We start from the raw sequence: 14,602 nt of genomic DNA on the forward strand, positions 1-14,602 counted from the left end.
TCCTATCAGGGTGGTACAACTCGTTGTATTTTTAATTGTATACCTAAGTGATAAGCAAAATCGAATCTGACAGAAAAAGAAATCGACATTGTTTTGAACTCTACAGCAGTGGGTAGCTTGGCAACGTTAAAAAAGACACGAATTGCTTATCGGTGGAAATTTGATAGAACAAGTCCGCCGTCTCCAGAAAACGGCGCTGATGAAATGCATCACTGCCGATCTCGCTTTCAATGGTTTTGATTTCCTGCTGTAACCAGTCTTTGAATATCGATTTGGTAAAGATGGTGCCATCGTCGAGTGTGACGCCGTGATGTATCCATTGCCAGATGCTGGCGCGGGATATTTCCGCGGTGGCGGCGTCCTCCATTAATCCATAGATTGGGACGCAACCTTCTCCCCGAATCCACGCTTCCATGTAATAAAGCGCGATGCGAATGTTCTTGCGCACGCCTTCTTCATTTCTTGGTCCCTCACTTGGCTCTAACAACGTTGCTTCGCTGATGTGGTCGATATCTGGCATAGCCTTAAGTTGATTGGTCTTGCCTTTTAAGCGTTCATTGAATACGTCCATTGCGATGCTCACCAAAGCGGGGTGGGCGACCCAGGTGCCGTCGTGGCCGTTATTGGCTTCGCGAGATTTGTCTTCGATGACTTTGCTGGTCACTGTTTGCATTTCGATAGGATCTTTGGCTGGAATAAACGCCGACATCCCACCCATTGCCAGTGCGCCTCGCTGGTGGCAGGTGCGAATTAACAACTTGCTGTAGGCTTCAAGGAATGGCTTGTCCATACCAACGCTGTGTCTGTCTGGCAAAATACGGTCACCATGATTTTTCAGGGTTTTTATGTAGCTGAAAATGTAGTCCCACCGGCCGCAGTTCATCGCCACGATATGGTTGCGCATGGCATAGAGAATCTCTTCCATCTGAAAAACAGCGGGCAGGGTTTCAATCAATACCGTTGCCTTAATGGTGCCTGTCTTTGCTGCAAAGTAGTGCTCGGTATAACTGAAAACATCATCCCACCACTGCGCTTCTTCCATGCTCTCTAACTTAGGGATGTAGTAATAAACGCCTTCTCCTTTGGCTTTTCGGGATTCAACGTTGTGGAAGAAATAGAGCGCAAAGTCCATCAGGCAGCCGCCAATTGGTTCGCCGTTTAGCTCGATACCCCGTTCAGGAAGATGAATTCCGCGAGGCCGTGCCATTAGCTGCGCTGGGCTGTCATTGAGCTGGTAGCGCTTGTTTTTTACCGTGTCTTCAAACGCAATGCTGCCGTCATTGGCGTCTCTCAGGTTAATTTGCCCTTGAATCATATTGTCCCAGGTTGGAGATGTTGCGTCTTCAAAGCAGCACATAAAGACTTTTGCGCCAGAGTTCAGCGCGTTTATCACCATTTTCCGATCTACCGGTCCTGTGATTTCGACGCGTCTGTCTTGCAGTGAAAGAGGGATCTCGGCAACTTGCCAGCCTTTGTTATCCCGAATTTTCTTGGTGTCGTGCCTGTAGCCGGGCAGTTCCCCGTCGTCATACCGAGCTTGTCTCTGTTCTCTGGCTTTAATGAGTTGTCTGCGTCTTGGTTCAAAAGCGGAAGCCAGACTTTCTAAAAACGCTCTGGCAGAGGGGGAGAAAATGTCCGTGTACCCCGATTGGGAAAGATCGCCCACTACATTGAGTTTCGCTTGTGGATTCCGTTCCATATGCCGCTCCAGTTTTTATGATTGTATACAATATTGTATTTTTTATATTGGAATTTGAAGTGAGAAGCAAAACGTTTTTGTACATATTTTCATCTTTCTTAGTTCTGGTTCGTTTATGCATCTGAATATTGGCGTGGCATATGTTAGTCTAGATTCAATGAGTTACTTTTCTTTTTGCTAAGCTTTTTCATGTCCAGAATTCGTAAAAAAAATCACGACCTCATCATATCCGTCGCCAGCGAATGCTTTGCTCAGAACGGGTATGAAGCCACCAAAATTATTGATATTGCCAAAGCAGCCGAAGTGCCTAAAGCCAACGTGTTTTACTACTTCAGCAACAAAGAAAAGCTTTATGATGCGGTACTTAATACCATTACCAAGCCCTTACTCGACGCGTCTAAACCCCTGGAAGAGCTGACCGACCCAGTCGAGGCTTTAACGCAGTATATCCACACCAAACTCAGTATTTCTCGCGACCATCCGAACGCTTCCAAAGTGTTTGCGAATGAGGTAATGAGCGGTGGAAAAATGCTGCCGAAGGAAGTGTCAGAAAAGTTGCTCCAGCAGTCGCGTGATATGGTTGAAAAGTTTTCCGACTGGGTTGAAAGCGGGTTGATGGACGAGGTTTCTCCTCATCATTTGATGTTTATGCTGTGGGCGTCCACTCAAACGTATGCCGATTTTAGCTGGCAGATTTGTATAGTGATGAATAAAACCGAATTGGAAGAAGCCGACTTTGAACAAGCGGCATCATTTATCGCTCAAATGGTGATCAAAGGCTGCGGGCTCCGATCAGCTCCCGCGATAAGTTGAATATCCATATGGCGATACGAGCAACGGCACGTGGTAGTGGCTGTCTTCGTAACTGAGCCCAAAGCGAATAACCACATCATCCAGAAAGGGAACACCATCTGGTTCGATGCCATTTTCTTTATAGTAATGAGCAACCTGGAACACTAGTTCGTATTTTCCTGCTTTAAACTCTTCTCCCGACAGCATTGGCTCATCCGTTCTGCCATCGTTATTCGTTTTCACTGTTTTGAGCAGCATCTGCTCATTACCTGAAATGCGGTACAGCTCGATGGATATGGCGGCAGCGGGCACTCCATGGGTGGTGTCCAGTACGTGTGTCGTGAGTTTTCCCATCTCCAAAAATCCTTTTTTGTACACAATTTTGTTTTATTTAAAGTGAATCGATGCAATTCGTCAGCGAATAGTTTGTCATTTCGTGAACTCACGCAGCGTTGTAAAGCCGAATAACACGCAATTTTCCGCCTAACCTCTTCAAATATAGCTGCTATTCTCAAATGAGGTGGTTAAGAATTGCACTCTTTACATTTCTATCAATGAATTGTATACAATTATATATAACACGCGGTGGGAGGCGAACGATCAGTGAAAAGCAACGAATACCCGAGAGATCTGATTGGCTATGGCCAAAACCCACCGGACCCGAAATGGCCGGGTGGGGCAAGGCTCGCTTTGTCTTTTGTATTGAATTACGAAGAGGGTGGAGAGCGTTGCATTTTGCACGGTGATGCAGAATCAGAGGCATTTTTGTCGGAAATTCCAGCAGCACAGCCAATCGAAGGGCAACGCCATATCAGCATGGAATCCATTTATGAATATGGAAGCCGTGCTGGGGTTTGGCGGGTCTTAGCGCTATTTGAAAAATACAACATGCCACTGACGGTTTTTGCTGTCGCGATGGCACTGGAACGCTACCCCGAACTTGCCAAAGTATTCGTCGATGCCGGGCATGAAATATGCAGCCATGGCTACCGTTGGGTCGATTATCAGGGTATCGACCCCGATCTGGAAAAGGCAGACATGCTTAAAGCCATATCGGTAATTAAGGCGCTAACGGGTGATCGCCCGCTGGGCTGGTACACCGGCAGAACCAGCCCCAATACACGTAAGCTGGTGGCAGAAGAGGGCGGCTTTTTGTATGACTCAGACGCTTACGATGACGATTTACCCTACTGGCATATGGAAGGGAAAACACCCCAACTGGTGATTCCGTACACCCTTGATGTTAACGATATGCGCTTTGCCACTGTGCAGGGTTTTAACAGTGGGGAGCAGTTCTTCCAGTATTTGAAAGACACGTTCGACACGCTGTACGAGGAAGGCGAAAGGGCACCAAAAATGATGTCTGTCGGGCTTCACTGCCGGTTGATTGGCAAGCCGGGAAGAATTGCGTCATTAAAGCGTTTCTTAGATTACGTGCAGCAACATTCCGACGTATGGGTATGTCGACGAGTAGACATTGCGAAGCATTGGCACCAACACCACCCATTTGAAACGTCGGACAAAAAATAGGAACAACCATGGCACTTTTTAAAGCGTGTAAACCGTCTTCTCTTTCGAAAGGCGAGTTTGTTCAAACGTTTGCCGACATATACGAACACAGCCCTTGGGTGGCGGAAAAGGCGTTTGAAAAAGGCATTTCTGAGCAGGATGACAATATCGAGCACCTGCACCAAAAGATGGCAACTGCCCTGAAAGAGGCAGACAAAAGCGCTCAACTTAAGTTGATTCTTGCGCATCCTGACCTGGCTGGAAAGGCAGCGATGAACGGCGAGCTGACTCAGGCGTCGACCTCTGAACAGGCGGGGGCGGGGATTGACCAGTGCACACCTGAAGAGTTTCAGCGATTTACCGATTTTAACGAACGCTACAAAGCTAAGTTTCAGTTCCCTTTTATCATGGCGGTAAAGGGGTCGAATCGGCACAAAATTTTAGAGTCATTTGAACAAAGGTTGGAGAACACCGCAGTCGCTGAGTTCACTCAGGCGATAGAAGAAATTAATAAGATAGCGCTCTTCAGATTACAAGACTTATAGGGTGCTACCTGAAGGCACAGTGAAGTGCCAAAGTGATATGGGACGAACATGGATATGTCTTTAAACATCGATCATTTAGTGAATCTGGCCGATCAGAAATTAGGTGCCGAAGCCATTTTTGCCACCGACGATTTTTTCGCGGATAAAAGCCGGCTGATTCGCCGAGAAGATCCGGTTTGGAAAGAAGGCGTTTACGACAACAACGGTAAGTGGATGGACGGCTGGGAAAGCCGCCGCAAGCGCGAAGAAGGGCACGATTACTGCGTAGTCCGTTTAGCAATGGCCGGAGAAATTTCAGCCGTGGATATCGATACGCGTTTCTTTACCGGAAACTTCCCTCCATCCGCATCGATAGAGGCGTGTTATTGCCCAAATTCTGATCCTGACGAACATACCTATTGGACTGAGATTTTGCCTTCGGTCAGCTTGTCGGGGAATAAGCAACACCTGTTTGAAATCGCATCTGGCAGTAATTACACCCACGTGAAACTCAACATTTATCCCGATGGTGGCATCGCTCGGTTAAGAGTTTATGGTTTACCTGCTGTCGACTGGAATCAGATAGACACACTTCAGCCGATTGATCTGGCATCTGTATCCTACGGTGGAAGAGCTTTGAGTTGCAGCGACGAACACTATGGCAAAAAGAGCAATCTTCTGGGGCCAGGGCGTGGTGAAAACATGGGTGACGGTTGGGAAACCGCCCGACGGCGCACACCTGGCAATGATTGGGTGATCATTGCTCTGGGTCATGTAGGCAATGTAGAGAAAGTGTTGGTGGATACGGCGCACTTTAAGGGAAATTACCCCGACACCTGTTCGATACAAGCCGCCTTTGTAAAAGGAGGCACCGACGAGCAGATAGAAACTCAGAGCCTTTTCTGGCGAGAGCTGTTACCTCCGCAAAAACTTACGGCAGACGCAATTCATGAGTTCGAATCTCAGATTAATCCGATGGGACCGGTTACGCATGTGCGATTGAACATCTTCCCTGATGGTGGCATCAGCCGCTTGCGAATTGTGGGAACGAAAGCTGTGGTGCCCAAAGTGAGTTCTTCCAAATCTAGTCTCATGGAAAGCAGCCAATGAGCTCCGAACCGCTGATTGTTGAGCCTCTGACCAAAGACGCGTTTTCGCCATTTGGTGACGTTATTGAAAGCGAAGGCAGTGAGTTCTTCCTTATCAATAATGGTTCTACCAAGCGATTTCATCATCTGGCGCAAGCCGATACCAGCGCTTACGGTGGCAACACCATCATCAGTATTTTTGAGGCAACGCCGCTGAGTTATCCGTTAGACATTGAGATGCTTGAGCGCCATCCGCTCGGTTCTCAGGCTTTTATGCCTTTGTTTGGAAATCCTTTTTTGATCGTGGTCGCCGCTGGTTCTGATAAACCGGATGCAAACACGTTACGGGCTTTCCTGAGTAACGGAAAGCAGGGGGTGAACTATCATAAAGGTATATGGCATCACCCTGTGCTTGCCCTGAGTTCGAACGATCAGTTTCTGATTGTAGACAGAAGTGGGGAAGGAAGTAATTGCGACGAATATTACTTTCAGGCTTCAGAAATACGGAGCTTGTCGCTCGCATCTGGTGTGTTTCCCGCCTGATTGATTGGGGACACTCAAACACAGGGAATGTGTCATTCATGTACGCAAAGTACAGCAAAAAGGAGTTATAGATGGATCCACATGTAACGGAGTGGCTGAATTTGGTCATTCGCTGGATTCACATGATAGTCGGAATCGCATGGATTGGTGCTTCTTTCTATTTTGTGTGGCTAGAGAATAACCTAAATCGCATCAACCCAAAAACAGGGCTCGCAGGGGATTTGTGGGCGATACATGGTGGTGGTATCTATCATCTGGAAAAATACAAACTCGCTCCTCCTGAAATGCCTGAAAAACTCCATTGGTTTAAATGGGAGGCGTACTTCACCTGGATAACAGGGATGCTGTTGCTCGGGATTGTGTATTACCTTAATGCGGAAATCTATCTGATTGCGCCGGGTTCGGGTTTAAGTTCTGCTGAAGCAATAGGCATCGGTATTGGCTCGCTGGTTGTGGGGTGGTTTGTTTACGATTTGTTGTGCGATTCTGCCCTTGGTAAAACCCCTCTGTTACTCGGAATCATCATATTTGCACTCTTGGTTGCGACAGCTTACGGGCTGACTTTAGTATTCAGTGGACGCGGTGCTTACATTCATGTTGGGGCGATCATCGGCACCATCATGGTAGGGAATGTGTTCAGAATCATTATGCCTGCCCAAAGGAATCTGGTCAGTGCCATCGAAAAAGGTGAGGAACCTGATCCGACTCTGCCTAAAAAGGGGCTGCTGCGATCGCGTCATAACAACTACCTCACTTTGCCTGTGCTGTTCATCATGATCAGCAATCACTTCCCGAGTACCTATGGTTCCAACTGGAACTGGCTAATTCTGGCTGGGTTGGCAGCATTCAGTATTTTAGTTCGACACTACTTTAATACTCGTCACGGTAGCCAGAAGTTTGCCTGGACACTCCCAGCTGCGGCAGTTGGGATGATGACACTGGCCTTTATCACTTCACCGACGAGTAAACCTGTAGTCTCTCAGGTAACGGAGACTGCAAGCACAAGTCAGGTCGAGACAAAACCCGAAGCGAGCAGGACATCTGTTTTTACGAAGGTGCATTCCGTGATCAAAGAGCGTTGCACTGTCTGCCACTCAGCCAATCCAACTCATGTGGCATTTCAGACGGCACCAGCAGGAGTTGTATTGGATACAGCGGAAGAAATTAAAAACAATGTGGATCGAATTGTGGCGCAAACGGTGACCACTCAGGTGATGCCCATTGGCAACCTGACCCAGATGACGGAAGAAGAGCGCACGTTGATTGGGGATTGGGCAGCGAAAGGCGCACAGATTCAGTAGCCAGTGGTTGGACCTGGAGAGAAACTCTGGCGAAATCGTTGATATAACAGGGCTAGACGGTTTCTTAGTTATACTAAGATGCTATATTACCTGAATATATTTTTATTTAATTAAGTGGGGGAGTGGAATGATTTCTAAATGGGCGCAGCGTTTTTTCCAAATGGCTGAACTGGTTGGTTCCTGGAGTAAGGATCCATCAACGCAAGTTGGCGCTGTGATAACAAAGCATAATCGCATTGTTTCGGTTGGCTTTAATGGTTACCCGCATGGTATTTCAGACAGCGCAGAAACCGACGAACGCGATATGAAGTATCTGAAAACACTCCACGCTGAAGAAAACGCGATTTTGTTCGCGAAGCGCGACCTTGATAACTGTGAAATTTGGGTAACGCATTTCCCCTGTCCAAACTGTGCCGCCAAAATCATCCAAACGGGAATCAAAGCAGTGCATTGCCCTGCTCAAACAGAAGATTTTCTTTCTCGCTGGGGCGATAAAATTCAGGTCAGCCAAAGCATGTTTGAAGAAGCAGGTGTAGAAGTAGACTGGTTACCACTTGAAGATTTGGATTTACTCAAAAACTAACGAATCTAAACATAGAAAAGGGCTTGATTTATCAAGCCCTTTTTTCATTTTGTTCTCTTTTCTTCTAACCAAACAGTAGTAAAGCGGTGGGTATAGCTAGCATTAGGCTCAAGAAGGTTCTTATAAACCAAATCGAGACAAGCTGAAGAATCGTCAAAGGTATCTTTGTGGCTAATATGCACGGAATGGATGCCGAGAAGAACAGAATCGACGACACGCAAACCACACCAGCAGAGAACCGAGCAATGATATCAGCTTCTTTCATCAACAAGGCAGGCAGGAACATTTCAGCCAGACCGGACGCACTTGCTCTTGCGAGTTGCATTCCATCCTCGATGCCCCAGATTAAGGTAACAGGGTAAAAAAGGTAACCAATCCAATCAAATACTGGCGTGTATTTGGCTGCCAGCAAACCGATGACTCCTACTGACATGATTGATGGCAGGATGCTTATCGTCATCACTAAGCCATCTTTAAAATTGTCCAGAATGTTTCTTCCGATTGGCGGTGCTTTTTCCGCTACAGACAATCCGTTTTCAATCGCAACCTTTAAACGGTTGGTGGTGATAGCATTGGGTTCTCTATGCTCTGCGTCATTATTAATACGGGACAAAGGCGGCAGCCTTACTGTAATTGCAGTGACAACAAAGGTGATCAATAACGTTATCCAGAAATATTGATTCCAGACAGACATTAACCCAAGTGTTTTGGCAACTATGATCATAAAAGTGGCGGATACGGTAGAAAATCCAGTTGCAATAATGGCTGACTCGCGAGCGCTGTAGTGACCAGCAATGTAGACGCGATTAGTGATGAGCAGACCAATCGAGTAACTGCCCACGAACGACGCTACGGCATCAATAGCGCTTCTTCCCGGTGTTTTCCAAATGGGTTGCATGAGTTTTTGCAATAAGATCCCGATAGCTTCCAATAGTCCATAACTGACTAAAAATGCTAGGAATATAGAACCTATAGGGACGATCAATCCTACTGAAATAACCAGCTTGTTGAACAAAAATGGCAGCATATCTGGTTCTTGTAAAATCGCAGGTCCAGATTTAGTTACTGCCATGATGGCTGCAATAACCCCAAGACACTTAAGAAACAAGAATACTTTTTCCGTTGTACTCTTTTTCCAACTCCCTGTTACTAACGGGTAAGCCGCACCAGCAATGATCATTGCGACGGCATACCATGCTGCTCCAACTCCCATATTGGTCTTTAAAAAAGTGGTCATATGATCGAGCGGGATGCTCTGTTTATCGTTAAAAGTGACGGGGACAAAAAAGATGAAGATACCGATGGCACTTAACCCTATTAGTCTGAACCAGGGGTGGTAGTTGGTCGGACTAGATTCGCTAACTCTGTTCATAGCACTCTCCTTGTGTATTCAATATAAATGTATATACAAAATAGAGATTGAGGTTTTATCAACGGATTAAATGTGATCTTTGTGTGAAATTTGTTCAATTAATGTGATCTATTGCCTGTTATATGACCGATTTGATATATTCTAGATATATACAATTAATTGGCGGGATGCATATCTCCAAAGTTGATATACGTGCAAGTGGTGGGGGAAATTACCTTAGAACCATAAAGAAACCCAACTGGCTTAGTTGGGTTATTGAGTGTGGTTTAACAGCTGACAAGTGGTTAGAGCATTGTGGTTAAGCCATTGCTTTTTGCTGTATATGTTCAAACAACTGACTTGCAAGACGGGTTAGGGTACCTGCAGGTGGCTTGGTATGAGAAAAGGTTCGAATTCCATAGATCCCCATTACCAGAAACTCGGCCAATTCGGAGCAGTCAACATCGGTAGAAAGCTCGCCGTTTTCCTGTGCCAGAATCAGTTTGCCAGCGATGTTGTTTCGCCACTTTTCCATCAAGCCAGAAATCACAGCTTCCACTTCTTCGTCTTGCTGAGAGAGTTCGCTCAGAGCTTTTTGCAGCAGACAGTCTTTAACTTCTTCGCGCTCACATTCATCCACCACATGAGTGAGGTAAGACTGGAATGCTTCCAGAACAGATTCATGCCCTTCAAACTGAGCTTCAAATACTTTTGCGCTTTCAATGCCATATTGTTCCAAAGCCGCAAGCAATAATCCGCGTTTGTTGGTAAAAGCACAATAAATCGACCCAGGGTGAAGCCCTGTCGCCGCCTTTAAATCTTGCATGCTGGTTTTGCTATAGCCTTTGGAAATGAAGACTTCCATGGCAGACCGAAGAACTTCTTCACGGTCGAACTCTGCGCTTCGCATCAAATTACTCTACAAAAATATTAGTAATCGCATTCTAGAACATTTTGAACGTTCATTCAAAAAATTACTTGAATGATCATTCAAGAAAGGCTAATTTGAATGGACATTCAAAAAAGGAATAACAAGATGACTGCGAACTTATTCGAATCATTTCAGTTGAATAGCGAAATTACGCTGCAAAACCGCATACTGATGGCTCCACTGACAAGATGCATGGCTGATGACGATCTTGTACCGACCGACGAAATGGCTGCGTACTACGGAAGACGTGCAAGATCTGGTCTGATCATTGCTGAAGCAACCATCATTCGCCCAGATGGTCAGGGTTACCCAAATACGCCTGGTATCTTCAGCCCAGAACAAATTCAGGGCTGGCGCAAAGTCACTGATGCCGTTCATGCCAATGGCGGAAAGATTTTCCTTCAGCTTTGGCATACGGGTCGTGTTTCCCACCCACATTTTTGGAATGGTGAGCATGCATTAGCCCCTTCCGCAGTTCGCGTCGATGGATCTGTTCCTAGAATGCGTGAGCTCTCTTATGTCACGCCAAAACCAGTAACGAAAGATGAGGTAGCTCAACTTGTCGAAGACTACGCACAAGCTGCGGCAAACTCGATTGACGCTGGATTTGATGGCGTTGAAATTCACGGTGCGAACGGGTATTTGATTGATCAGTTCCTGCATTACTCAAGTAATACTCGCGACGATGAATTCGGTGGCAATGCAGCGAACATGGTTCGATTCCCGTTAGAGGTTGTTGATGCAATTACCGCGCGTATTGGAGCAGAGCGCACTGCGCTTCGCGTTTCTCCAGCAGCATACTTCAATATGGATGCGGACAACCGAGATCGCGAAGTATTCGATCTGTTCCTCTCTGAACTGGACAAACGTCATCTAGCTTACCTGCATGTGGGTATCTTCGATGACAGCGCCGAGTACGATTACCTCGACGGCACGCCAACATCTTACCTGCGTAAGCATTACAAGCAGACTTTGGTTGGCAATGGTGGTTACTCAGCAGAATCTGGCAGTCATGCGATTGCCGAAGACAAGTTTGATCTGCTAGCAATCGGTCGTCCATTTATCGCTAATCCCGACTTTGTAGAAAGAGTCGAGAAAGGTGAAGCATTGAAAGAATACTCTGAAGAAATGCTGACTACGCTTTACTAGAACTAAACATACCCAAACTGCCTTGGGTATAAACTCCTTCCTTGTTTTTTGCCATTCGTAATTTCGCGAATGGCTTTTTTATGTTTTCATGAAACAGAACCGAATACTCAGAGTGAACCTCGTAAAGGGGGAGTGTATGGAAATACTAAAACTGTCGTGCCAATGCGGTGAAGTTACGGGTCACATCAAAAACGTTTCACCGAAACTGGGCAATCGCCTGATTTGCTACTGTGGTGACTGTCGCACGTTCGCTCACGAATTAAATCAGGATCAGGAGCTTACGCCTTGCGGAGGTTCCAGGATATTTCAGATTCCCCTGAATCATTTTGTTATTGATACTGGGCTGGATAAAATCGCGTGTCTGAGGTTATCTGAAAAAGGCGTTTATCGCTGGTACACAACCTGCTGTAACACAATGATCGGCAACACTTTAAAACCAGAGACGATTCCTTTCATTGGTGTGCTAGAAAGCTTTTTTGCCGACGGTGAAAACACGGATCAAAAGATTGGTGCTGCGCTGGGTGGTGTGAATGTCAAAAGTGCGTTATCTGATCCGAGTCAGGAACTGGTTGGCAAGAAAGGGGAAGGTCGAATTCAGATCCGATGCCTCACCAAGTTGTTTAGCTGGAAGCTAACCGGGAAAGATAAACCCAACGTACTTTTTTGCGATGGTCCTAAGTCTAAAGCCATTGTAAAACCCAAGATTCTGCGCTGACTCGCTAAGTTTTTTCTTAATCAGTTAAGTCACACTTTTCGATTTCGTATTCTCGAACGCTTTCAACCACGGAGTGTGGAAGGTTCGCCAGTCTTCATCTTTTTTGAATTGCTCTCGAAATTCATCATATGTCCAAATCCAGAATTCCACCGGTGTAAGGGTTTCAATTGTGAAAGGGCATGGCTGGTTGCGCAAAGATTCCGTCACTGGCCACAGGAAATCGTCATCTGAAAAATAAGCAATATTATGTTCTTGGTGCTCATTTAATGTGTAGAGCCGAATTGTTCCTGTTTTAAGCCAGATTATCGATTGCCAGTGGTTACCTGTTTCCACAATGGTTTGTTTATCCGATAACCTTTGATGCTGTGCTATGGCGTAAATTTTGGACTGGATAGTTGAAGGTAAGCAGCACAGATGAGGGCAGTGCAATAAGTATGTGTCACCCATTCTCGCTCCTTGCTCGACGGATCCTATAAGGTTAAGTGTGACACATACTGCACGAATTTCCTGTGATATTGAGTGATTTATTTTTTACATTCGTTTGACGGTCAGGCAATCGAAGTCAGTTTCTGAGGTCTTAGCTTTGATAGCGGCACAGGAACATTTCTGCGGTTTCTTCTGCAATGGTTTTACATTCTTCTTCAGACAGTTCTGTTCTCATTCCCATCAGCTGCGGCCAGAAACCACTGCCCTTGATCAGGCTATGTAGCTGCCCGTTGGCAAACTCCGGGTCGAGCGCTTTTAGCTTTCCATCATCCATTGCAGCTTTGATCCAGCGGTGGATAGCTGTTTCCTGAGCTGAAATCTTTTCGATTTCTTTTTGGAGTTCCTCTGAGTTATAGAACAAATGCCCAAATGCCACGCGTGATAAGTCCAGATATTCGCGAGCACCAATAAAGTCGAGCTCCATTTTCAGCATCTCTGCCAGTTGTGCTTTAAGCGATGTGTCTGGGCAATACTCAAGCTGAATATCTACCATAGCGCGTTTCCAGAGATCGGAAACCAAATGCATTACCAGGGTTTCTTTGGTCGCAAAGTGGTTATACACCGTGCGCTTTGAAACCCCCGCCAGTTGTGCGAGCTTATCCATGCTGGTGGCCTGAACGCCAAACTCCTTAAAAGCGCTGGTCGCTGCTTCTAATATGGCTTCTCGTTTCAGTTCACTTCGAGTCTTTTTTTTCTCAACCATTCTTTTGTCGTACGAAAGTGTTAATTTCAATTATTTTACACTGACCAGTTTACTTTTTGAAATGTTAAAAGTAAACTGCACCGTATAGTTTACTTTTGGTATTCCAATATGAAACGTAACATTGCAATCGGTATAGGGGTCATCGTTATGGCAGCAGCAGGATACAAATTTACATCGTCTAACAATGTAGAAGGTAAGTTCGTTAACACCGACACCAGCTACGAGACTGGCGCAGCGAATATCTGGGAAATCACTAAAGCTTATGTAAAAGCTAATCGAGTGACGCCAACACCAAGCACGCAAATTCCTGTGCTGCCAGTGACTGCCAATCAGCTTGCAGAAAAACACGACGCAATGTTTCGTCTGGGACATTCCACCATCTTAATGAGGTTGGATGGTAAGCTGATATTGACTGATCCGGTATTGAGCGAACGTGCTTCACCCGTTCAGTGGGCGGGTCCTAAGCGTTTTCATGAAAGCCCGATCAGTGGTGAGGACTTACCCGAAATTGACGTGGTCGTAATCAGTCACGACCATTACGATCACCTGGATAAAGACGCCATCAAATTGCTGGATGGCAAAGTGAAACAGTTCTTAACGCCGCTAAAAGTTGGTCAGCGCATGATTGAATGGGGAGTTAACCCTGACAAAGTGGTCGAAATGGATTGGTGGGATGAAATCAGTGTCGCTGGCATTAAGTTTGTAGCAACGCCGGCGCAGCACTTTTCTGGTCGTGGTGTATTCGACCGAGACCAAACGCTGTGGGCGAGCTGGGTCATTCAAAGTGAGCAACGCAATTTGTTCTTTAGTGGCGACAGTGGCTATTTCAAAGGGTTTAAAGAGATCGGTGAAAAATTCGGACCTTTTGATGTCACTATGGTTGAAACCGGCGCATACAACGAGCTGTGGAGTGATATCCACATGATGCCTGAAGGGAGTATGCAGGCACACCTGGATCTAACCGGTTCACACATGATGCCAATACACAACGGAACATTTGACCTGTCACTACACGATTGGTACGAACCCTTCGAGCGAGTGTTAAGTCTAGCCAAAGAGAATGATGTAACACTACTAACGCCTAAGTTTGGACAGGAAATTACGCTGGATAACATCCCACAAACTTCGCTTTGGTGGCGAGAAGTGGAAGGCGAGAAAACATGGGAAGAAGGGAAAATTGCCCAAAATACATTAAGTTTTAATTAATATTACTGGTTAGTCGTTAACC

16 protein-coding genes are annotated in these 14,602 nt (G+C 46.0%); 10 read left to right on the forward strand and 6 right to left on the reverse strand.

The window, feature by feature from the left end; all coding sequences use genetic code 11:
- Positions 1-100 precede the first annotated feature (100 nt).
- Positions 101-1,699 carry a malate synthase A gene (gene aceB, locus RH89_RS01145; RefSeq protein WP_004398057.1) on the reverse strand — a complete coding sequence of 533 codons (1,599 nt, stop codon included), beginning with the start codon at positions 1,697-1,699 and terminating at the stop codon, positions 101-103.
- Between the two features lie 189 nt (positions 1,700-1,888).
- Between aceB and RH89_RS01150 the strand changes: the two genes are divergently transcribed.
- A complete protein-coding gene (locus tag RH89_RS01150) occupies positions 1,889-2,512 on the forward strand; it encodes a TetR/AcrR family transcriptional regulator (protein WP_004398058.1) in 624 nt (207 codons plus the stop codon).
- Here RH89_RS01150 and uraH read toward each other — a convergent pair.
- Complete coding sequence (gene uraH / locus RH89_RS01155) at positions 2,492-2,845, reverse strand: hydroxyisourate hydrolase (protein ID WP_004398059.1); 354 nt, start codon at positions 2,843-2,845, stop codon at positions 2,492-2,494. The two genes, RH89_RS01150 and uraH, sit on opposite strands and share 21 nt — an antisense overlap.
- A gap of 249 nt (positions 2,846-3,094) precedes the next feature.
- Here uraH and puuE point away from each other — a divergent pair, with 249 nt between their 5' ends.
- The 6 genes from puuE to RH89_RS01185 all read left to right on the forward strand — a co-directional run bounded on the left by puuE (position 3,095) and on the right by RH89_RS01185 (position 8,039).
- The gene (puuE, locus tag RH89_RS01160) at positions 3,095-4,021 is read left to right on the forward strand and encodes an allantoinase PuuE (protein ID WP_004398060.1); all 927 of its coding nucleotides are present in this window, start codon (positions 3,095-3,097) and stop codon (positions 4,019-4,021) included.
- 8 nt (positions 4,022-4,029) lie between these two features.
- A complete protein-coding gene (gene uraD / locus RH89_RS01165; protein ID WP_004398061.1) occupies positions 4,030-4,545 on the forward strand; it encodes a 2-oxo-4-hydroxy-4-carboxy-5-ureidoimidazoline decarboxylase in 516 nt (171 codons plus the stop codon).
- A 48-nt stretch (positions 4,546-4,593) separates the two neighbouring features.
- Complete coding sequence (gene alc, locus RH89_RS01170) at positions 4,594-5,634, forward strand: allantoicase (protein WP_004398063.1); 1,041 nt, start codon at positions 4,594-4,596, stop codon at positions 5,632-5,634.
- Entirely contained in the window at positions 5,631-6,155 is a 525-nt protein-coding gene (locus RH89_RS01175; protein ID WP_004398064.1) for an ureidoglycolate lyase, read from the forward strand. The genes alc and RH89_RS01175 overlap by 4 nt, the downstream gene beginning before the upstream one ends.
- Positions 6,156-6,226: 71 nt before the next feature.
- Positions 6,227-7,456 (forward strand): urate hydroxylase PuuD, encoded by a 1,230-nt coding sequence (locus RH89_RS01180; protein WP_004398066.1) that lies wholly within the window; start codon positions 6,227-6,229, stop codon positions 7,454-7,456.
- A gap of 127 nt (positions 7,457-7,583) precedes the next feature.
- A complete protein-coding gene (locus RH89_RS01185; protein ID WP_004398068.1) occupies positions 7,584-8,039 on the forward strand; it encodes a dCMP deaminase family protein in 456 nt (151 codons plus the stop codon).
- Positions 8,040-8,103: 64 nt separating this feature from the next.
- Here RH89_RS01185 and RH89_RS01190 read toward each other — a convergent pair whose 3' ends face one another.
- Together RH89_RS01190 and RH89_RS01195 are read right to left on the reverse strand one after the other, a co-directional pair.
- Positions 8,104-9,411, reverse strand: a complete 1,308-nt coding sequence (locus tag RH89_RS01190; protein ID WP_004398070.1) for a YjiH family protein — start codon at positions 9,409-9,411, stop codon at positions 8,104-8,106.
- A 298-nt stretch (positions 9,412-9,709) separates the two neighbouring features.
- Complete coding sequence (locus RH89_RS01195) at positions 9,710-10,300, reverse strand: TetR/AcrR family transcriptional regulator (protein WP_004398072.1); 591 nt, start codon at positions 10,298-10,300, stop codon at positions 9,710-9,712.
- Between the two features lie 126 nt (positions 10,301-10,426).
- Here RH89_RS01195 and RH89_RS01200 point away from each other — a divergent pair, with 126 nt between their 5' ends.
- Entirely contained in the window at positions 10,427-11,470 is a 1,044-nt protein-coding gene (locus RH89_RS01200) for an alkene reductase (RefSeq protein WP_004398074.1), read from the forward strand.
- Between the two features lie 136 nt (positions 11,471-11,606).
- Entirely contained in the window at positions 11,607-12,185 is a 579-nt protein-coding gene (locus RH89_RS01205; protein WP_004398076.1) for a DUF6151 family protein, read from the forward strand.
- Positions 12,186-12,209: 24 nt separating this feature from the next.
- On the opposite strand, the gene RH89_RS01210 is transcribed toward RH89_RS01205, so the two are convergent.
- Positions 12,210-12,632 carry a Crp/Fnr family transcriptional regulator gene (locus RH89_RS01210; RefSeq protein ID WP_004398078.1) on the reverse strand — a complete coding sequence of 141 codons (423 nt, stop codon included), beginning with the start codon at positions 12,630-12,632 and terminating at the stop codon, positions 12,210-12,212.
- 130 nt (positions 12,633-12,762) lie between these two features.
- The gene (locus tag RH89_RS01215; protein ID WP_004398080.1) at positions 12,763-13,374 is read right to left on the reverse strand and encodes a TetR/AcrR family transcriptional regulator; all 612 of its coding nucleotides are present in this window, start codon (positions 13,372-13,374) and stop codon (positions 12,763-12,765) included.
- A gap of 108 nt (positions 13,375-13,482) precedes the next feature.
- On the opposite strand from RH89_RS01215, the gene RH89_RS01220 reads away from it, so the two are divergent.
- Positions 13,483-14,580, forward strand: a complete 1,098-nt coding sequence (locus RH89_RS01220) for an MBL fold metallo-hydrolase (protein WP_004398081.1) — start codon at positions 13,483-13,485, stop codon at positions 14,578-14,580.
- Positions 14,581-14,602 lie beyond the last annotated feature (22 nt).

Origin of the sequence: Vibrio nigripulchritudo ATCC 27043, from assembly GCF_000222685.1 — a bacterium.
In the GTDB taxonomy this organism is placed as follows: Bacteria; Pseudomonadota; Gammaproteobacteria; order Enterobacterales; family Vibrionaceae; genus Vibrio; species Vibrio nigripulchritudo.